Annotated in this window: 22 protein-coding genes and 1 tRNA gene; 8 read left to right on the forward strand and 15 right to left on the reverse strand. The window is 48.4% G+C overall.

All coding sequences use genetic code 11. The annotated features are described in order from the left end of the window. Nucleotide 1 precedes the first annotated feature (1 nt). From SPICA_RS01305 to SPICA_RS01325, 5 genes are all read right to left on the reverse strand, one after another. Nucleotides 2–796 carry an aldolase/citrate lyase family protein gene (locus SPICA_RS01305; protein ID WP_013967740.1) on the reverse strand — a complete coding sequence of 265 codons (795 nt, stop codon included), beginning with the start codon at nucleotides 794–796 and terminating at the stop codon, nucleotides 2–4. A 116-nt stretch (nucleotides 797–912) separates the two neighbouring features. Then, the gene (locus SPICA_RS01310; protein ID WP_013967741.1) at nucleotides 913–1,338 is read right to left on the reverse strand and encodes a PIN domain-containing protein; all 426 of its coding nucleotides are present in this window, start codon (nucleotides 1,336–1,338) and stop codon (nucleotides 913–915) included. Then, the gene (locus SPICA_RS01315; protein ID WP_013967742.1) at nucleotides 1,335–1,589 is read right to left on the reverse strand and encodes a DUF6364 family protein; all 255 of its coding nucleotides are present in this window, start codon (nucleotides 1,587–1,589) and stop codon (nucleotides 1,335–1,337) included. The genes SPICA_RS01310 and SPICA_RS01315 overlap by 4 nt, the downstream gene beginning before the upstream one ends. Before the next feature lie 238 nt (nucleotides 1,590–1,827). Then, complete coding sequence (locus SPICA_RS01320; protein ID WP_156789606.1) at nucleotides 1,828–2,688, reverse strand: hypothetical protein; 861 nt, start codon at nucleotides 2,686–2,688, stop codon at nucleotides 1,828–1,830. Continuing rightward, the gene (locus SPICA_RS01325; protein WP_013967744.1) at nucleotides 2,685–3,284 is read right to left on the reverse strand and encodes a C39 family peptidase; all 600 of its coding nucleotides are present in this window, start codon (nucleotides 3,282–3,284) and stop codon (nucleotides 2,685–2,687) included. The genes SPICA_RS01320 and SPICA_RS01325 overlap by 4 nt, the downstream gene beginning before the upstream one ends. Nucleotides 3,285–3,402: 118 nt before the next feature. Between SPICA_RS01325 and SPICA_RS01330 the strand changes: the two genes are divergently transcribed. The 4 genes from SPICA_RS01330 to SPICA_RS01345 all read left to right on the forward strand — a co-directional run bounded on the left by SPICA_RS01330 (nucleotide 3,403) and on the right by SPICA_RS01345 (nucleotide 5,270). Then, nucleotides 3,403–3,759 carry a hypothetical protein gene (locus tag SPICA_RS01330; RefSeq protein ID WP_013967745.1) on the forward strand — a complete coding sequence of 119 codons (357 nt, stop codon included), beginning with the start codon at nucleotides 3,403–3,405 and terminating at the stop codon, nucleotides 3,757–3,759. A 93-nt stretch (nucleotides 3,760–3,852) separates the two neighbouring features. Continuing rightward, nucleotides 3,853–4,035: a hypothetical protein gene (locus SPICA_RS01335; RefSeq protein WP_013967746.1), complete on the forward strand. Its 183-nt coding sequence runs from the start codon at nucleotides 3,853–3,855 to the stop codon at nucleotides 4,033–4,035. Nucleotides 4,036–4,058: 23 nt separating this feature from the next. Beyond that, nucleotides 4,059–4,445: a hypothetical protein gene (locus SPICA_RS01340; RefSeq protein WP_013967747.1), complete on the forward strand. Its 387-nt coding sequence runs from the start codon at nucleotides 4,059–4,061 to the stop codon at nucleotides 4,443–4,445. Nucleotides 4,446–4,502: 57 nt separating this feature from the next. Continuing rightward, nucleotides 4,503–5,270, forward strand: a complete 768-nt coding sequence (locus tag SPICA_RS01345; RefSeq protein ID WP_013967748.1) for a hypothetical protein — start codon at nucleotides 4,503–4,505, stop codon at nucleotides 5,268–5,270. 178 nt (nucleotides 5,271–5,448) lie between these two features. On the opposite strand, the gene aspS is transcribed toward SPICA_RS01345, so the two are convergent. Beyond that, nucleotides 5,449–7,314, reverse strand: a complete 1,866-nt coding sequence (gene aspS / locus SPICA_RS01350) for an aspartate--tRNA ligase (RefSeq protein WP_041396338.1) — start codon at nucleotides 7,312–7,314, stop codon at nucleotides 5,449–5,451. 214 nt (nucleotides 7,315–7,528) lie between these two features. Between aspS and SPICA_RS01355 the strand changes: the two genes are divergently transcribed. After that, nucleotides 7,529–8,218, forward strand: coding sequence for an MgtC/SapB family protein (locus SPICA_RS01355; protein WP_013967750.1), 690 nt, complete (start codon nucleotides 7,529–7,531; stop codon nucleotides 8,216–8,218). A 94-nt stretch (nucleotides 8,219–8,312) separates the two neighbouring features. On the opposite strand, the gene SPICA_RS01360 is transcribed toward SPICA_RS01355, so the two are convergent. The 8 genes from SPICA_RS01360 to SPICA_RS01395 form a co-directional block, all read right to left on the reverse strand. Continuing rightward, nucleotides 8,313–8,591, reverse strand: coding sequence for a zinc/iron-chelating domain-containing protein (locus SPICA_RS01360; protein ID WP_013967751.1), 279 nt, complete (start codon nucleotides 8,589–8,591; stop codon nucleotides 8,313–8,315). A 35-nt stretch (nucleotides 8,592–8,626) separates the two neighbouring features. After that, on the reverse strand, nucleotides 8,627–9,775 hold the full coding sequence (locus tag SPICA_RS01365) for a diacylglycerol/lipid kinase family protein (protein ID WP_013967752.1): 1,149 nt from the start codon (nucleotides 9,773–9,775) through the stop codon (nucleotides 8,627–8,629). A gap of 14 nt (nucleotides 9,776–9,789) precedes the next feature. Continuing rightward, on the reverse strand, nucleotides 9,790–10,440 hold the full coding sequence (locus tag SPICA_RS01370; RefSeq protein ID WP_013967753.1) for an HAD family hydrolase: 651 nt from the start codon (nucleotides 10,438–10,440) through the stop codon (nucleotides 9,790–9,792). After that, a complete protein-coding gene (locus tag SPICA_RS01375; protein ID WP_013967754.1) occupies nucleotides 10,437–11,843 on the reverse strand; it encodes a xylulokinase in 1,407 nt (468 codons plus the stop codon). Before SPICA_RS01375 ends, SPICA_RS01370 begins: the two co-directional genes overlap by 4 nt. A 2-nt stretch (nucleotides 11,844–11,845) precedes the next feature. Beyond that, the gene (gene prs, locus SPICA_RS01380; protein ID WP_013967755.1) at nucleotides 11,846–13,078 is read right to left on the reverse strand and encodes a ribose-phosphate diphosphokinase; all 1,233 of its coding nucleotides are present in this window, start codon (nucleotides 13,076–13,078) and stop codon (nucleotides 11,846–11,848) included. Nucleotides 13,079–13,189: 111 nt separating this feature from the next. After that, nucleotides 13,190–14,395, reverse strand: coding sequence for an OmpA family protein (locus SPICA_RS01385; protein WP_013967756.1), 1,206 nt, complete (start codon nucleotides 14,393–14,395; stop codon nucleotides 13,190–13,192). Nucleotides 14,396–14,565: 170 nt separating this feature from the next. After that, on the reverse strand, nucleotides 14,566–14,841 hold the full coding sequence (locus SPICA_RS01390; protein WP_052296314.1) for a type II toxin-antitoxin system VapC family toxin: 276 nt from the start codon (nucleotides 14,839–14,841) through the stop codon (nucleotides 14,566–14,568). Then, nucleotides 14,838–15,083 (reverse strand): hypothetical protein, encoded by a 246-nt coding sequence (locus SPICA_RS01395; protein WP_013967757.1) that lies wholly within the window; start codon nucleotides 15,081–15,083, stop codon nucleotides 14,838–14,840. Before SPICA_RS01395 ends, SPICA_RS01390 begins: the two co-directional genes overlap by 4 nt. 846 nt (nucleotides 15,084–15,929) lie before the next feature. Between SPICA_RS01395 and vapB the strand changes: the two genes are divergently transcribed. From vapB to SPICA_RS01415, 3 genes are all read left to right on the forward strand, one after another. Further along, nucleotides 15,930–16,160, forward strand: coding sequence for a type II toxin-antitoxin system antitoxin VapB (gene vapB / locus SPICA_RS01400; RefSeq protein WP_013967758.1), 231 nt, complete (start codon nucleotides 15,930–15,932; stop codon nucleotides 16,158–16,160). Continuing rightward, the gene (gene vapC, locus SPICA_RS01405) at nucleotides 16,160–16,555 is read left to right on the forward strand and encodes a type II toxin-antitoxin system tRNA(fMet)-specific endonuclease VapC (RefSeq protein ID WP_013967759.1); all 396 of its coding nucleotides are present in this window, start codon (nucleotides 16,160–16,162) and stop codon (nucleotides 16,553–16,555) included. The genes vapB and vapC overlap by 1 nt, the downstream gene beginning before the upstream one ends. 480 nt (nucleotides 16,556–17,035) lie before the next feature. Further along, nucleotides 17,036–17,109, forward strand: a tRNA-Ile gene (locus tag SPICA_RS01415). 26 nt (nucleotides 17,110–17,135) lie between these two features. Here SPICA_RS01415 and SPICA_RS01420 read toward each other — a convergent pair. Continuing rightward, nucleotides 17,136–17,363, reverse strand: a complete 228-nt coding sequence (locus tag SPICA_RS01420; protein WP_041396100.1) for a hypothetical protein — start codon at nucleotides 17,361–17,363, stop codon at nucleotides 17,136–17,138. Nucleotides 17,364–17,374: the final 11 nt, after the last annotated feature.

Raw genomic sequence — 17,374 nt, forward strand, 5'->3', positions numbered from 1 at the left:
CTTACTTCTTTGCAGTGCTTTCCACGGGCTGACTGCTTCGCTGGGCAAGCTTATCCAGCCGTTTCAGATCCGGTGCAAGAAAACGGTCCGCAATTTCTTTTCGTGACAGGATAAAGAGTTCTTCGAACCAGAGGGCATCCAGCAGGGCTGAGCGGTTGGCCAGGAACGCCTCGGTGGGGATGATGACCTTCCGGGTTTCCACATATTGTACGGTTTTAGTGGCGAGCGGATACAGGGGCATCTTTTCCTGGGTAAGGTTCGAAATGTTTCCGCCCACCGTAATTGCAAAACGGTCTGCGGCAGATTCGATGATTGCCTCTATGGTTTCCCATATAAAGTCACTGTCCGGGGTAACCTCCGGGTCAAAGTAGGAGGCGCTCAAGTCGGTCCGGCCGATCGTAATGGCATCGATGGCGGGATAGGCGGTGGCTAGAATTTCGCCGAGAAGCATTACGGCCTGTTTTGTTTCTATATTGATGGCTAGATGGTGGCCCTTGGCGGGGAACACCGACCCATAGGCGTCGAGGAATTTTTTTATGCCGAAGGGGCTTTCTACCATGGGGGCGATGATGCCATCTACCCCAAGCTCAAGACAATCCTTCAGGTCCCGGACCGCTTCGACCCCGCCGATCTTTACGAACAGTTTCACCCCCGCCTGCAGGGTAAGCCGCCGCAGGCGGACCATATCCTGGTAGCTCGTACCCTCTGCCTCAAACTCAGCCTTAATACCCTTTATATGGTATTCCTCTTTCATTAAAAATAGTTGATCCAGCAATTTTTGTTCAATTTCCAACATAGGGTAAAGCCTCCACCTCTTTTTATATTATCGAAAAAAGGAAGCAAAAGTTAATGCTTAATCTTAGTGAGCCGTGAGTCTCACGTTTTTTATATTACTAGTATATGAGAATTACTTTAGAGTAACTCTTTGTATATGCTCAAAAAATCGATGGGTGAATAAACTGCAATCTGTGAATATTTATAATCCTCAATATTTCTTGTTACTATACAGTCACATTGATTTCTTAATGCTGCAAAGTGTTGGACACTATCTTCAAAATCAGAAATTTCATAACCTAATGCATTCAAAATATCCGAATGCTCAACTGAAATTACTGTAAGAAATTTTAATAGTTCAGAAATAAACTTGCGTGCTTTTTCATCTCCTCCAACTTTTCTAAGGATGTAGTAAATGTTTGTTATTTCATTTGATGTTATAAAACCTAAAGCTATATTGTTTTCAAGTAATAATAAAACCAATTTACTCAATTCAAGAAATGGCTGACGTGCCAGAGCAACATCAAGTATTATATCCGTATCAATGAGAACACGTTTAATCATAAATACTTTTCCGACAACGCTTCTTCTAGTTGTATTTTGTAGTCTTTGCCATCATCTTTAAACATTCCTACAAGATTATCAGTAATAGGTGCTTTCATTGTATCAGGAATCACAAACCTTTCATTCCCTACTGATATATTGCGAAGGTATTCCTCAACAATGCGAGATACACTTTTATTCTTTTTTTGAGCAAAATCTTTAGCTTTCTCAATAATAGACTGATCAATTGTCAAAGTAAGTTTTGAGAGCATACATCACCTCACACGTATAATATAAATAATAAATACGTGTCTGTAAAGGTGTTTTTAAATATTTTTAGTAGCGCCTATTAGTCGATTTTTCAGGATACTATATAGGGCTTTCTGAAAAAGTCTAAAACCACTATTTTTGAAACATTTAATGTGAAAATGGATTGTATTTAGCACACTAAAACGTTCAAATATGACTTATGAGGCTTAAAACTTAGACCCTGTTTATGTGTTTAGCCTTCTATCTCTTCTTCGGCTTAAAAGAGTACAGGTATTGCATCGCAATGCCAAGCCCTTCCAGGGGATTGGCCATGTTCTTGCTCAGCTCAATAGAAAAAGTGTTGTTCTGTTCAGTGTACCAGAGGCTACAGGAGAGACGAGCATCGTATTGTATATAGTCTGATCGCCACTGGTTTTCTGAGCGCGGGGGCAGTGAAAGGGACTGGGACAGATTGCACTGCAGGGCAACCCAGCGGTTCATCAATAGGGTAGCCCCTAAAGAGAGCCCTGCGGAAGCCGGTTCCCAGTAGGGCTTATCGTCCAGAGTTCCCGGGATGGTAGACCCAAGGTTTACCCCGACTGTAAGGCTCACCGGGTCTGTGTAACGGGTGTAGTGCCAGGAAAGGTCAAAGCGGTGCAAGGTTCCGCCAGTCGGGATACTGTCGTGGGCCTCTGCAAGGGCTTTGGAAAGACCTGTGGGGATGGTCCAGTTGAGACTTACGCGATGTTGGCCCTGGTTTGTCTGGGATATCCACGCTCCATTAAGGTTGATGTCCCCCTGGGCTATGGCGCAGGGGACCGTGTCCTGTATGGTCAGGGGAAGCTGGACATAAACAGGTAGCGAAAAAGCCGTATACCACCGGTTATTAAGCAGGATATCCGCCTGCGGCTGCAAGTAGAATATGGTCTGATTGTCACCGTATACGATAGGAAGTATCGAAGCCTCTACCCCAAGGTTGCTTTGCCAGGGGTAGTCTGCTCTTACTGCAAGCCGGTTGTGGTCCGATTCCTGGGCCCCCAGGGTAAGGCTCACCAGCAAAAGAATAGTGGCTATGGTACTGCTCAGTGCTAGCAACCTTGGATGTGTGAAATAATACATCATCGTACTCCTGAGTTAAGGTTTGAGAAGTTTTGCAGGGCAGAACGATGTGCGGTACTTTCCTGTACTGCTGTAGTAAGGGCCAGTACTTGTTTGGTGTGGATTGATGACTGAACTAACAGGGCATAGCCTTGCCAGCGCCTTTGGAAGTCCTGCCGGGAAAGCCAGTATACACCCTCTGCCGGGTCAGCAATAACAAGAAATTCATCATTGGCAGATAGACAGAGGACAAAGTGGCCATCTTGGTCAGCGAAATGGATGACGATTGGAGCATAGGTGGCAGCTGCCTTAATAAGCTGTTCATAGGTGAAGCGGAACCCTTTAGTTGCAAAACCATGAAGCGCTAAAAGGTCCTGCATATCTTTAAAGGAAATCGCATACTGTTCATGGTCCGTAGCCCTTTGTTGGCCCAGGGAAAGCCATTCGTTAAGGAAGGTTTCTTCTGAAACGGGACAATTCCAGTATCGGCTCACAAGATCGGAGAGGACCGAGAGCCCGCAGGAAGTATCGTAGCCCTGTTCTGCCACATGGGAAAACCGCAACGTTTCTGAGCTTTGCACATTCTGCAAAAGAAGCAACAAGGATAGGATGCCAGCCATAGTACCCCCGCACATGGACAAAAAATAAAAATTTGTCTTGACAATAGCACGGGGGGGGGGGGGTATAATCAAGTCATCTTCTGGCCAGAAGAACAAAACGTACTGGAGGTATACAGAAATGAAAAGGCTTATCGCATCTTTACTGGTTCTGGTTTTCGGTGCTACCATGGTGATGGCGGAAGTGTCTGCAGCAAATTCCCCTCAGGTATTACCGAGTGCCTTTGCTGATGTAGAGGGACTTCCCCTCGACGCTCAACAAGCAGATACTGTAGAAGGGAAAGGGGTAATAGGTGCTGTGGTAGGTGCTTTTAGTGGAGCAGTAAGTGGTGCAATTACTGAAAGTTGCAGAACAGCATATAGAATGGTTACTAAACAAGAAACTAGAAGCGGAAAACAGCTTGCTAATGATATTGTAGAAGCTGCTAAATGGGGTGCAATTACTATGGCAGTTTGGGGTGCAGTAACAGGATTATAGAAATAAACTATATTAGGCTTTCAAAAACCTATAAAGTTTTTGAAAGCCTCTATTTTAAACTAACTGAACATTGGTGATAAAAAAGGATTTCTTATGAAGAAATATATAGCTTATCTTGTTAAAGGATTGGTGTTTTCAGTTCCAGTAGCGTTGATGAACTTTATTTTGTTTAATTGCAGAGATAACTTAAATGAACTTGTGTGGTATCTGTTAGGTTTTGTTCTTGTAGGTGGACCAATTTATAGTTATTTAACCGAAATGTTAAAGAAAAAATAAAGCTATTTATAGGAGATTTACCTATGGGAAACAGATACCCTGGTGTTAAGCAAACTATAGGTTTGCTTTTGTTGGCCTTATTTTTACAAGTTGTTTTTTCAGCCCTGTTTACGTTAATGTTTAATCTATTAAACATGCCTGTTGATTCTGTTTTTATAACCGGGCTGGCGAATCTTATCGCCTTAGGAATTATTATTTTTAGATCTGTAAAACATTTGGGTGGGGATTTTAAAAATAGTTATGCATTAAACTCATTTAATTGGAAGTATATTATTGTAGGGATTGTCTTTGCGGTAGGGATTTCTATTATTATCTCCGAAATTGATAATCTTACCAGAGTGATCCTTCCAATGCCACAATTTGTCCAAACTATTTATAATTCAATGGTGCATGCTGAAGTAAATGTTTGATCTGGTAGGGATTATTCTGATAGCCCTTTCTGCAGGGGTGTATTATAAAGGTTTAATATGGAAACAATAAAAGAAAAGAATTATCGGCTATTTCCAGGCGAGCTGTTGTGGGTAACTGGAACACTATATTTTGGTTGGTTCATTTTATATCTTTATAACCCTTTCCAATTAATAAATGGAACACTGTTGTTTTTGTTGTCGATCTATAGTTTTGGATTATCATTGTTTTTATTCATCGAAATACATAACAAGACATATCGTATTTTAAACATAATTTTCTCTTGGGTAATAAATACCCTTGATGCGATTTTAAATTATGTGATTTTAAAAGATACAAATATTCATAATGTTGATGGTTTTATTATTTTGAGAAACATTGATATGAAAAATTTAGTTTGGTATATCCTTGCAATAATGTTATTTAAAATAGTAATTTCGAGTATTGTTATTGTCTGTATTGAACGGGGAATGGATTCTCCAAGGGTTAGTTTACAAGGGATGACTTTTTTTGAACTTCAAAATATACCCTATAGGGCAATAAAAAATAATTCTGCATATAGAGCCGTAAAATCGCTATTCTCTAAAGATACTGAAACCTTGATGATAGACTTTAAATTTGTTCAGGCCTATTACAAAGTGTTTTATAAGGCTTTAGGTATGGTGGTTCTTTTACTCGCCTATGTGTTTCTTCATAATTTGGTTGCTTATTTCATAAAGCCAATAAGAAGTTTGCATGTTTCAGTTTATGTTTTGTATGGTTTAATAATCGGTAGTATCATTATGCCGGTATTTAATTACATTTATTACAAAAAGGATGCAAATTAAGCATTTATATTCCACAAGCACAAAGCCCCCATCCATATTAATAATAAAGGCTCGTTGGGAGTAGATTACATAAAGGTTTTTTGATAGCCCCCTCTAAAAACAATGACCGTTTTTAGAGGGGGCCTTAATAGATTCCATACTCTGCGGCCCTGGAGCCGCAGGGGGGCTGTTGTTGGGCTTATTCCTTCTTCTCAGGGTATTTTATAATCAGGTGCAGTTCATCCAGCTGTTTCTGGTCAACTTCGCTGGGGCAGTCATCCATGGGGCTGACGGCAAAGGAGTTTTTCGGGAAGGCGATGACTTCCTTAATCGAGGTTTCACCGGCCATAAGCATGACAAGCCGGTCCAGCCCCGGGGCGATACCGCCATGGGGTGGTGCGCCGTACTTAAAGGCTTCGGTGAGGAAGCCGAACTTCTTTTCCGCATCCTCTGGGTTAAAGCCCACAATCTTGAATACCTTTTTCTGCAGTTCCGGATCATGAATACGGATGGAACCGCTGGCGAGCTCGAAGCCGTTCAGCACCAGGTCATAGAGGTCACCCTTAACTGAACCGGGGTCGGTTTCCATGGTTGCATGGTATTTTTCCTGGGGCCAGGTAAACATGTGGTGAGCCGCTTCCCAGTGGTTTTCTTCTTCGTTGAATTCGAACATGGGGAAGTCGATGATCCAGGCGAACTCAAAACGCTTCGGATCGCAGAGGCCCAGGTCTTTGCCCAGTTTGGAACGGACCGCTCCGAGGGCGACATTCGCGATTTTCCGTTTGCTGTCGGCTACCATGAGGATCAGATCTCCTACCTTTGCTCCAAGGCCCTGTATAATTCGTCCTGCCAGGTCCGCAGGGGCCCCTGAGCCGTCTGCGGCAGGAAGGAAGAACTTGCTTGCTCCGCCTTCCAGGGTAGCCTTGCCGTCGGCCCCTGCAACTACCTTCATCCAGGCCATACCCTTGGCCTTGTAAATCTTCGCCGCCCCTTCCAATTCATCAATCTGTTTCCGGGAATAATCGGCCTTTCCGGGCACTACCAGGGCTTTTACGCCGCCTCCGGGGATTGTAACCCCCTTGGCAGCTGCTGCCTTTCGCTCGGCTTCGCCGTTCGACAGGGCATCCTTAAAGGCCTGAAAGGTTGAGTCGGCCACATAGGGGGCGAAGTCCTGCATTTCCATGGCAAAGCGCAGGTCCGGTTTATCGGAGCCGTAGAGTTCCATGGCATCGTCGTAACTTATCCGGCGGAATCTTTCTGGCAGGGTGATCCCCAGGGTTTTCTTAAACACATAGCCGAAGAGTCCTTCGATCATGGTAAGGACGTCCTCGCGGCTTACGAAGGACATTTCAATATCAATCTGGGTAAACTCTGGCTGGCGGTCGCCCCGGGCGTCTTCGTCCCGGTAACAGCGGGCAATCTGGAAGTATTTGTCGAAGCCGGCCACCATCAAAATCTGCTTGTACAGCTGGGGTGACTGGGGCAGGGCGTAGAATTTCCCCGGGTAGAGACGGCTGGGGACCAGATAGTCCCGGGCGCCTTCGGGGGTCGATTTAATAAAAGTCGGGGTTTCGATTTCATAAAAACCGTGGGCCTGCATCCATTCCCGGACCGCAAAGGTAACATCGTTCCGCAGTTTTATCCGTTTCTGCATGCCACCGGACCGGAGGTCCAGGTAGCGGTATTTCAGGCGAAGGTCTTCCTTGGCATCGGATTTTTCTTCGATCTGGAAGGGCAGAACTTCACAGCGGCTCAAGATGACCAGGTTTTTTGCCACCACTTCTATTTCACCGGTGTTCATTTCCGGGTTTACCATGCTGTCCGGCCGGGGGCGTACCGTACCTTCGACGGCGATGCAGTATTCATTGTGCAGTTCGTCGGCAATGCGCTTCAGGCTTTCCGCCGCGTCCGCATCGACTACCACCTGGGTGACCCCATACCGATCCCGCAGGTTGATAAAAGAAATTCCGCCATGGTCCCGTTTGCGGTGGACCCATCCATTTAAAATAACAGTTTTTCCTGCATCGGCCTTCCGCAGGTCCCCGCAGGTAACGGTGCGTTTCATTGTTTCCATAGAAGCCTACTATATATGGTCCCCTTGCCTGCGCGCAAGGGGGCTAATGAATGGTGATGGGGTTGTATGTTTGAATTATTTGCTTTCTGTTAGAAATTGGTTTATTCTATGCCGAAGGCAGTGCCGTGGCCATCACTGCGGATACGGACCGCTTGCGGCTGCTTCCGGCGAATAACCAGTAAGTCCCAGTTCCAGGAGGATAGGTATGGATGTGCCGATTTTGACCGAAGTTGATATGGTGATCCGGCTGCTGGCCGGTTTTGCGGCGGGAGGCATCATCGGTTTTGAACGGGCCAGCCGGCATCAGGTGGCGGGCCTGCGGACCCATATCCTCATTGCCCTCGGTTCCACCCTGCTTATGATCCTTTCTATCTGGATCCCCCAGGAATTTAACATGCTTAAAAATGGCGACCCGGGGCGAATTGCCGCCCAGGTTGTGTCAGGTATCGGTTTCCTGGGGGCCGGGGCGATTCTGCGGCTGGGTAACAATGTAAAGGGTCTCACCACCGCGGCTTCCCTATGGTTTGTCGCAGCGGTAGGCCTCGCTGTTGGGGCCGGCCTTTTTTTCGCCGCCGCAATTGCCGAAGCCATGGGACTCTTTACCCTGGTTGCCCTGGATGTGGTCGAAAAGAAACTCTTCCCTGCAGAACGGAATAAACTTCTGGAACTAACCTTTAAGAGCGCCATTCCCGATACCCGGAAATCCTTGGAAATCCTTGCATCCTATGGGGTACGGGTCCAATCCATCGATGTGGACCAAACCCTTACTAAGGGAGGCGGTTCCCGGATTCGGCTTCTCGTAGGGTTACCGACAACTACGGATCTGCAAAAGTTGAGCAAAGCCCTTAAGGAAACGGGCAACATTGAACGGATCGAGATAAAAGAAAAATATTAAGTCCAGAGGCTGACCAGCGGAGTTTTCCCCGCTGTGTTTTCCCAAGGGGACACTAAAAACTTAAGTTTTAAGGGCCCTCTGCGATGCTGTTGTTTTAAGGTCTTGTAAGTTCTTCGAGCCTCGCAAGGTAGGCCAGGGCTTCTTCCCGATTGGTGCCGCACATGGCCGGTTCGGGCTGGAGGGAACTGCACACCGGGGGCCGTTCAGGCTTTCCAAAAAGGCGGCACCGGTAGTCCTCATCTAGGTGGGGGCAGGGGATTCCCGCCGGTTTCCCTGTGGGGAGGCCGGGCAGGGGGCTCGAGATTGATAGGGCTATGCAACAGGCCCCACAGCCTGGGCGGCACGAAAGGGGAGTGTTACCGATAGGCGGCATACTCGCAGAATAGTACTCGGAGCCCGATCCGTTCATCAATATGACTGAATCCGTAAAGTAGGAATGCGGGGTTCGGTGAGCACCAGGTTGATGGGAAAGTCTTCCCGATCCAAAAGCACCGGCTCGCCATCCATTTGGGCAAGGATTGGTTCGCTGTAATGTACCACCAGCTTGGTCGCACTGAGCATGTGGGCTTCGCTTCGATTGGCATGCTGGCCTGAGGTAAAGAGCTTTTTGAGTTTTAACTTCTTAAGCAGGGGCATCTCTTCGACCCCGCAGATATTGTGGTCATCGGGCAGAATGGGAATGCCCGCGCCATAGGTTCGGCGGCCGGAAATCCCAAAGGCAAGCAGTAAAAGTTCCTTCTCAAAATGGGTGATGAGCTTCCCCTGTTTATCGTAGGCTTCCACCTGCATGGTTGCCACATGATATATCCGGTCATAGAATAAGGTCGCGATGTCTACCCAGAGTTTGTAAGAGTCTCCAGGCAGGTGGCCCTTCATTTTATTGGTCATGTGGGTTACAAAGGCGTCGAGGCCGATAGAAAGGATATTAAATGCCAGGAAGGGCCCCTTCCGCTTGCTCGCGGTTTGGAGTTCTACCGCAGGCATAAACTGCACGTTGCTTGGATGCACCAAAAGGTCCAGGGCCTTGTCCAGGTCCCGGGCATCGGCCCCGTCGTTGCCCGTCCCCATGGGAAGTCTCAGGATGGCAAAACTGTTCTGTAATTGGGGCGGCAGGTGATACAGGGCTGTCAGGGCTTCCAGGCTCGTTCCGTCGCCGCCGGCGGTGATGATAAGATAAAAAGGGCTCCTTTCGCCGGGGTGTTTAGGTTTGTTGGCTAGGGCCTCATCGATAAGGCGGCGCACCAGGTCCCCCGCATGGTTCGGCCTTAGGGTTGGTATAAGGCCCAGGGCTCCCAGCCGGCCCGTACCATGGTCAGCTTCCAGGGCTGTTTGGGACGGCATAGCCGGTCCGGGGCGCTGAATGGTGTTTCGTGCCCGGTTTGCGTAGGTGCGCAAAATTTCCCGGTGCTGTTTCCAGCGTTTTGCTATGGTAAAGCCGCCGGCCTTGGGGTTTGCAATGATGGTCCATACCAGGGGGCGCTCTGCCATAAGCGGTGTATGGGTGCACATTTCTGACAGGTCCGTGGCAAATTCTTCTACCGCCTCGATATCGTTCATAGACCTCTAGCTTCTCACGGTTTTTGCAGTATCGTCAAGATTCGATGTACATCTTCTACCCCATCCACGAGGATGCCCCCCATCCCCAGCTGTAAGGGCAGGGCTATATCGATGTCGTACCGGTCCCCGATAGCCACACAGGCTGAGACCGGGGCTTTCAGGTCCTGGGCGGCCTTAAGAAAACTCTGGTCGTGGGGTTTGGATGCCTTAAAGGTGTCAAGGCCCACAATACTGTTAAAAAGGTCCAGGACGCCCAGGGTAGAAAGGGTCCGGCGGGCAATATCGGTGGGGTTATTGGTTACCACCGCAAGCCCCGCCCGCCTGCTCAGGGCAAGGAGGGTTTCCCGGAGCTGAGGGTCATGCACAAGAAAGTGTTCAGGATGGATGAGCTCACTTCGCCAGTGGATGCTTTCTTCTATGGGTATTCCAAAGGCCATCATGGTGTTGCCGAGGCTCAAGGTTTCACCCCCATGGGCTAGAGCCCAGGCGCGGCGGTATTCATCAATCTGGAAACGCATTTCTTCATAGGAAAGGTTGCGCAGTTCTGCCAGGCGCTGAATGAGGACGATATTCTGATGTTCCGCGTACTCATGGTGGGTATAGAGGGTGCCGTCCATATCAAAGATGAGGCCCGACACGCGGTCTGGTATGTGGTACAGCTTCATTCAAAGAACCGTTCCATTTTTTGGAGCATCGATGTATAGACTTCGAACCGTTCGGAATGCATGGCATAGTGTTGTTGGACCGGCTCAAAGACTTCTTTTATTTTTACCGTCTGTTCTATGGCCGCTTCGAGGCTGGGGGAGAGGCCCAGGCCCTTCATGGCCAGACAGGCATTGCCCGCTAGTTCCCCGTCGGTAATCTCTGGGATTGCAAGCCAGCGGCCGGTAACATCGGCCTTAAATTGGTTCCAATAGGAGTTCTTCGCCTGACCCCCGGAAAGCCGCATCCCTTCGATTCGGTAGCCCTCTTGTTCCAGTTGTTCAATGGCTCTGCGCACCATAAAGGCAATCGATTCTATCACCGCATACCCAAGCTCGGCCCGGTTGGTAAGCCCCGCTGTAGAAAAGAAGGCGCTGGAGATTCGGAGACTGCCCGAAGAACGGATATCGGGGAAGAAATAGTCCCGGGCCTTGGTACATTGTTTGCACTGAAGAATTTCCGCCAGCATTTCCCGGTAATCCCGGTTTTCCTGCCCCGTAATGTGGCGGAACCATTCAAAAAGCCGGCCCGTGGTGGGAAGCATGGCCCCCACATTCCAGAGTCCTTCCTGAATATGGGGCAGGGTCCGCAAGCCCCGGGCTTTGCTTCCTTGCGTGGTGCACACATTAATCCCTTCGGATGTTCCCGCCCGGTCCAATACCATGCCTGGGGCGACAACACCGGTTCCGATAAGGGCGGTGATAAAATCTGGACCACCCGAAATGATGGGTGTGCCCGCAGGTAAGCCGGTCCGTTGGGAAGCGGCGGCAGAAATGGTTCCGATGGGTTGGCCCTGTTCAACAAAGGGTGGGAAGTGGTCCGCATCGAGTCCGTAGGCTCTGATTTGGGCCGTATCCCAATAATAGGGTATGTAGGCCCTATTGGGGATGACCGTGACCGGTTCCGCACCGAGGCGCCAGGAAAGCCATTCATGGGTTGATAAAAACCGCTCCGTGGCTTCGTATTGGGCGGGCTCTTTGCTAGCCAGGTAGGCCGCGTGGGGCAGAAAGAGGGACGGATGGCGTTTTTCATCGGTGCTGGCGGCGACCCGGCCGTCGTGCCAGTGCAGGGGCAACAGGGCTTCTCCGGTCCGTGTTACCGGTACCAGTGTAGGCCCATTGCCGGAAATAGCGATGCCTGCAAGTTCGGCCCTGTTGCCCCGTTGCTGCATAACCCCATGGAGGGCTCCCACCGCGCGGGTAAAGGCTTCTTCCCAGTCTGCAGCGTGGACCGTCCCAGTAAGGACCCGGTCGGCGGGGTAGGGTTCGCGGACAAAGGCGAGTAATTGTCCTGATGTGGAAATACAGGCGGCTTTAAGGGAGGATGTTCCAATATCGGCACAGAGAATGTAGGCCGCCTGTTCCATAATTAGGTTTTCGCGATAAGTTTTTCTATTATGTCCCGGTTGTCCAAGAGGGAGCTTAAGGAGCGGCCATGATGGAGCCGGGAAATGGTTTGGGCAAAGAGACTAGTGATGTTTACGCTGGCATACCATTCCCGTTTCAGGAGGTCCTCGTGGTATACCGCATTGGTCCCGATGATACGGTAAAAGAGACCTTCCCGGTAGGCCTTTTCGAATAAATCTATGGCTTCACCGGAAAAGAAGGGTAGGCTGATGGCACAGATCACATCCTTTGCCCCCTGATCTTTCAGGAATTTCATTGCCTTTAGGAGGGTTCCGCCGGTACCGAGCATATCGTCGGCCATAAAGACGGTTTTCCCCTGGACATTCCCCAGCAGTTTTATCTCGGCGATATTGTTATCCAGCGCATTCTGGGTAACCCGGGAATAATCCCGTTCTTTGTAGAGCAGGGCCAGGGGTTTTTTCAGGCTGGTGGCATAGAACTTATTCCGGTCCACAGCCCCCGTGTCGGGGGATACCACCACAAAATCTTCGGTGTGTATATCGGTAATCTGGGAAAGCTTACGGATAATCTGATAACTCGCATGGAGGTTTTCCATGTGGAGCATGTTAAAGGCGTTTTCGATTTCCCGGGAATGAATATCCAGGGTAATAATCCGATCCACCCCCATGGATTCCAGCATTTTACCGATACGGCTTGCGGTGAGCCCTTCCCGGCCCTTCTTTTTATGCTGGCGGGAATAGGGGTATACGGGCAAAACCAGGGTTATTCGTTCAGCCCCCGCATGTTTCGCCGCATCAACGGTAACGAGTAGGTTCATGATGTGGTCATTAACCGACAGTACCTTTATGTTTTTACCATCATTAAAAGGAAGGGGATGATGGTTTTCTACATCCTGAAAAATAAAGATATCCTTGCCGCGGATAGATTCTAAAATTTCTGCCTTTATTTCACCGTTGGGAAAGTAGGTAAATCGGGCTGGAATTTTGAAAGGCGGGGAGCGAAATTTTTGAATATCGCCCTTTGAGTTGTTGCTCGAAATAACCACATCATTAGCAAAGTTGATTTCACGGATAACCGCTTCCTTATCCATGGTGTAGCGTTTGGACAGGATGGTTGCTTTGTTTTCAAATCTACGACGATAAAGACGCTTGAGATGAACAATTACCTCGTTGGCAAATTGTTCACCCCCTGGACATGCCAGGATTCCAAGCCGATTGGGGTCTGCGTAGTTCATGGGTATCTATGTGGTATCACAGATGTACCCATAGGGTCAAGGTAGAGAAATTTGACATTGATTTGCAAAGCATGCCCTATGGGCGAAGCCGGGCGAAATTCATCAACTTAATTAATTTTCGAGGATGGTAATTTCTACCCTGCGGTTTTTCTGCCTGCCTGCTTCGGTGCTGTTATCTGCAATGGGTTTTTCTGCACCAAATCCGCGAACAACGACCTGGGTTGGCTGTCTTGCCCCCCGGCTGATGAGGTATTCCGCCACTGCGGCGGCCCGCTCTTCAGAAAGCTTTTGCCGGCCTTCGGCGGTACCTGCCAGGGCGGTGTGGCCGCCAATCAATATATCCCGATCTGGATATCGCTTCAGGATCTCCGCAATCTGGTCAAGCTTAGCCTTTTCAGAGGGCAGTAATATTGATGAATCTGGCTGAAACTGAATGTTTTCCAGGCTGATGGTGACGCCCTCAGGGACCACCCGCACGGTTGTATTCTGAATTCCCAGCTGGTTTATATCCTGGGCTATTTCCTGGGCTACCTTTTCCCGGTTCATCGGTGCCGCTTCGATAATATCCGCCTTGCCGCTTCCCCGGTATTCCACCGTGGTGCCATTGGAAAGTTCCAGAATGATGCGAAACTGCTCTGTATAGGCCGCAGGCTGACCCAGTTCCCGGTTCCAGTAGAGAATCTGGTCTGAGGCTCCCATAATCCGCGTGGGCCAGAGGTTGCCAGACACCCGTTTCGGTTCTTCAAAAATCCGGTAACTAATGGATATGGCAGGATACTCGGTGCCATTGTAGGACTTTAGCCCCAGATAGGTATAGGTTGCGGTAAAGGGAATCCGATAGGGGGCTCGAATTCCAAAGCTTGTTCGGAAATCATGTACCTCTTCCCCCGGAGCGCTCCAGGTTTCCCCAACCTGGACATCCCGGTCGGGGAACAGGGGGACATCCCGGACCACGGGCATATAATAGTTTGGGCCGATGGTATATTTCCCCAGGGGGTCCCGATCAAAGACTGAGCTGTATTCCTGGCTCCACTGAAAGGTGTTTCCAGAGCCAAGGCCAACAGAGCGTTCTGAGGTCTGGAATACCGCCTCGTGGCGGCCAGCCCCGTTGGAGACGCTGGTCACGGTTACTGCGATCCGGTTGAGAATCTCCGCCTGATGGCTTAAGACGCGATTGATGTACACATCTTCCTGTACCGTAGAGAGAAAGCGGTACTTATCTCCCGCCGTATAGGAAAAGCGAAACTGCTCAGACCAAAGGCTTCCCGTCAGGCACAGGAAAACCCCGAGGACTCCTGCAAGATTATTTTTCTTCATATTGATAAATATACCACCTTTTCTCACCTTATCGGGTATTGCGGGAAACTAGTCTAATATATCTATTCCTTGTTCTTTCGCCTTTTCTCTTAATGCTTTATCCTGTGTTATTAACAGAGCTCCAGTTCGTCTAGCAACTGTCAGATAGAGTACATCATAAACAGAATGGTTTATCTTATACTTTCAATGAGTGATTCGTAATTGTTATCTGCAATATCTATGAATTCATCAATTAGATTAAGGCAGTATTGCAGCCTTTGCAGTGCTTCGTCTTTGTTTAGGAGTTTTTCTTTTACGTACTTCCAAAGTACATTGGTAACTTCTGCTTTATATAGATCTGAAGTAATTATCTTCGTAGCTTTTTCTAATGTCTCTCGATATCGTTGAGAATTTTCTCTTCCTAATCCTATTTCAATTCCCGCACTAGCATCTAGAACTATAATCATCTTTCACGATCCTCACGAATGAGAGCCGCTGGATCGGGAAAGGTTTCTACATTCCTAATAGGATTATTATAAATCTCATTGAGAATTCGTTTCCTTCGAGCTTGTCTGCTTTCTTTATAGTTTAAGGCTTTTTTTAGTAAAACGATGGTTTCTTGTGCAATACTACGATTATCCTGTTCTGCGATCTCTGCTAGAGTCTTATATAAGTCCTCGGGAAAATCTCTCACTTGAAGTAAAGGCATATAAACCTCCTGTATGCAAATGTAATGTGATATGCATACCAGGTCAAGTGATTCTTAATCTTGTGCGAAAGGTCGTGATAACTGAGTTATGTACTGAAGCAATCCTTATTTTCACAAGTTGCGGATAGGGGGCTACACATAATTTTACTAGGGGTCCTGTCTGTGGGAAATATGGGGGACCCCCTGTATCCCCCATATTTCCCACAGACACCCCATGTTATTTTTTTTGTAAGCCCCCTTTCCGCACTTTTAACTAAAATAAAGCACTTACTTCAACCAGCCCAGGCTCCTCTCCACCCGCCTTCAGCAACATATTCTCTCAGCTGTAGCAAACTATCCGCTAGCTGCTACAGCCTGTCGATTTCATCTATCCCCCTCCACTGAAAGCCGGAGCCTGGGCTGAACAGAAGAAGTGCTGGGGGTGGCGTGGAAAACATAGGGAATGAAAGGGCCCCGCCCGACAGGGATGTCGGGCCACTACATTTCCGCAGAACTCTATTTCCAGAGTTCTGCGTCAGCACGGATGCTGCAGACAGGACCACCAGCAATACTTTTACAACCAGCCCAGGCTTCTCTGTGGCACTCTGACTTATATGCAACAAAATTTTCGTAAAAATTACCGCTTTCCTTTCTCTCCTTTCCGCTGAAAGCCGGAGCCTGGGCTGAACAGAAGAAGTGCTGGGGGTGGCGTGGAAAACATAGGGAATGAAAGGGCCCCTATGTTTGCAACGCCAGGACCACCAGCAATACTTTTACAACCAGCCCAGGCTCCGAGCGGCATGCCCTCTTATGAAAACTTGATAATGTATATATAATTGTGTATACTATAATCAGGCGAGGTTCCATATGCTAAGCACTAAAGTTTTTATGAGTGGTAACAGTCAAGCGGTACGTCTCCCCAAAGAATATCAAGTTGATGATAAGGAGCTGTACATAAAGAAAATAGGAAGCACTATTATTCTTTTCCCTAAAAAAAATCCTTGGGAAGCTTTTGAAAGGAGTCTTTCAGAATTTACAGATGATTTTATGGTCGATGGGAGGAATCAGCCCCCTGTTCAGGAGCGAGATGGCTTATAATGTATCTGTTGGACACAAACATCTGCATATATATCATAAATAACAATCCAAGAGTTGTTGTTGAAAAAATTAAACAGCTAAAACCTTCACAGGTGAAATTATCCGCTATATCGGTTGGTGAACTTGAGTATGGTGTATGTAAAAGTAGAAACAGAGAACGAAATAAAATCGCCCTTGTCGACTTTGTTTCCGGATTTGATATTTTACCCTTTGATGATGCTGATGCGGAAGTATTTGGAATAGTCAGAGCAGAATTAGAAAAAAGAGGACAAGTAATCGGATCTTATGATATGCAAATTGCAGCACAGGCCATTGCACGGGATTTAATTTTAGTTACAAACAACACCAGAGAATTTGAAAGAATTAAAGATTTGAAATTTGAAAATTGGATTTAGGAAAGCCCCTAAGCTTTTCATGATGGTATTCTTTCTGTACCCCCCCCCTCCGCTGAAAGCCGGAGCCTGGACAGGAAATGTGCTGGGGGTGGCTGGGGAAACTACGGGAACTAAAGGACCCCGCCCGACAGGGATGTCGGGCCACTACATTTCCGCAGAACTCTGTTCCCAGAGTTCTGCGTCAGCACGGATGCTGCAGACAGGAGCCCCAGTAGAGGCAACAAACCAGCCCAGGCTCCTCTGCGGTACTCTCACCCTATTTGCAACAAAATTTCCGTATAGCTTACCGCTTTTTACTCCCCCCTCCGCTGAAAGCCGGAGCCTGGACGGGACAGGAAATGTGCTGGGGGTGGCGCGGAGAACATAGGGAATGAAAGGGCCCCTATGTTCGCAACGCCAGGACCCCCAGCAACACTTCTATAACCCGCCCAGGCTCCGAGCTTGACTTTTTTCCCTATTCAATGTAAAAAAGAGTGCCCCGGGCCCTTAGCTCAGTTGGTCAGAGCTGCGGACTCATAATCCGTAGGTCGCTGGTTCAAGTCCAGCAGGGCCCAAAAAAGCCGCCGTAAGGCGGCTTTTTTCATCTGGAGGCCCTGATGGAATTGAAACGGAGGGGCCGCCGAACGGATGTGAGGAAGAGGGGCCAGGAAGGCCCCGGCAGGCCCCGAAGACGGCCTGGAAGGGTGAAGCAGGAAGCTGAGCCCTGGAAGGCAAGTCCAGCAGGGCCCAAAAAAAGCCGCCGTAAGGCGGCTTTTTTCATCTGGAGGCCCTGCTGGACTTGTACCGTGGTCCACCCGAGGTGGGCCATACAATAGGCTT

Source organism: Gracilinema caldarium DSM 7334 (genome assembly GCF_000219725.1).
In the GTDB taxonomy this organism is placed as follows: Bacteria; Spirochaetota; Spirochaetia; order Treponematales; family Breznakiellaceae; genus Gracilinema; species Gracilinema caldarium.

What these genes read in the sequence shown, in the direction of transcription:
- SPICA_RS01325 (WP_013967744.1), bottom strand. Translation starts at nt 3,284, where the DNA reads ATGGCTGGCATCCTATCCTTGTTGCTTCTTTTGCAGAATGTGCAAAGC.
- SPICA_RS01310 (WP_013967741.1), bottom strand. Translation starts at nt 1,338, where the DNA reads ATGATTAAACGTGTTCTCATTGATACGGATATAATACTTGATGTTGCT.
- SPICA_RS01320 (WP_156789606.1), bottom strand. Translation starts at nt 2,688, where the DNA reads ATGATGTATTATTTCACACATCCAAGGTTGCTAGCACTGAGCAGTACC.
- SPICA_RS01360 (WP_013967751.1), bottom strand. Translation starts at nt 8,591, where the DNA reads ATGCCGCCTATCGGTAACACTCCCCTTTCGTGCCGCCCAGGCTGTGGG.
- SPICA_RS01305 (WP_013967740.1), bottom strand. Translation starts at nt 796, where the DNA reads ATGTTGGAAATTGAACAAAAATTGCTGGATCAACTATTTTTAATGAAA.
- SPICA_RS01365 (WP_013967752.1), bottom strand. Translation starts at nt 9,775, where the DNA reads ATGAACGATATCGAGGCGGTAGAAGAATTTGCCACGGACCTGTCAGAA.
- vapC (WP_013967759.1), top strand. Translation starts at nt 16,160, where the DNA reads ATGTATCTGTTGGACACAAACATCTGCATATATATCATAAATAACAAT.
- SPICA_RS01355 (WP_013967750.1), top strand. Translation starts at nt 7,529, where the DNA reads ATGGATGTGCCGATTTTGACCGAAGTTGATATGGTGATCCGGCTGCTG.
- SPICA_RS01335 (WP_013967746.1), top strand. Translation starts at nt 3,853, where the DNA reads ATGAAGAAATATATAGCTTATCTTGTTAAAGGATTGGTGTTTTCAGTT.
- aspS (WP_041396338.1), bottom strand. Translation starts at nt 7,314, where the DNA reads ATGAAACGCACCGTTACCTGCGGGGACCTGCGGAAGGCCGATGCAGGA.
- SPICA_RS01375 (WP_013967754.1), bottom strand. Translation starts at nt 11,843, where the DNA reads ATGGAACAGGCGGCCTACATTCTCTGTGCCGATATTGGAACATCCTCC.
- prs (WP_013967755.1), bottom strand. Translation starts at nt 13,078, where the DNA reads ATGAACTACGCAGACCCCAATCGGCTTGGAATCCTGGCATGTCCAGGG.
- SPICA_RS01395 (WP_013967757.1), bottom strand. Translation starts at nt 15,083, where the DNA reads ATGCCTTTACTTCAAGTGAGAGATTTTCCCGAGGACTTATATAAGACT.
- SPICA_RS01370 (WP_013967753.1), bottom strand. Translation starts at nt 10,440, where the DNA reads ATGAAGCTGTACCACATACCAGACCGCGTGTCGGGCCTCATCTTTGAT.
- SPICA_RS01345 (WP_013967748.1), top strand. Translation starts at nt 4,503, where the DNA reads ATGGAAACAATAAAAGAAAAGAATTATCGGCTATTTCCAGGCGAGCTG.
- SPICA_RS01385 (WP_013967756.1), bottom strand. Translation starts at nt 14,395, where the DNA reads ATGAAGAAAAATAATCTTGCAGGAGTCCTCGGGGTTTTCCTGTGCCTG.
- SPICA_RS01390 (WP_052296314.1), bottom strand. Translation starts at nt 14,841, where the DNA reads ATGATTATAGTTCTAGATGCTAGTGCGGGAATTGAAATAGGATTAGGA.
- SPICA_RS01315 (WP_013967742.1), bottom strand. Translation starts at nt 1,589, where the DNA reads ATGCTCTCAAAACTTACTTTGACAATTGATCAGTCTATTATTGAGAAA.
- SPICA_RS01420 (WP_041396100.1), bottom strand. Translation starts at nt 17,363, where the DNA reads ATGGCCCACCTCGGGTGGACCACGGTACAAGTCCAGCAGGGCCTCCAG.
- vapB (WP_013967758.1), top strand. Translation starts at nt 15,930, where the DNA reads ATGCTAAGCACTAAAGTTTTTATGAGTGGTAACAGTCAAGCGGTACGT.
- SPICA_RS01340 (WP_013967747.1), top strand. Translation starts at nt 4,059, where the DNA reads ATGGGAAACAGATACCCTGGTGTTAAGCAAACTATAGGTTTGCTTTTG.
- SPICA_RS01330 (WP_013967745.1), top strand. Translation starts at nt 3,403, where the DNA reads ATGAAAAGGCTTATCGCATCTTTACTGGTTCTGGTTTTCGGTGCTACC.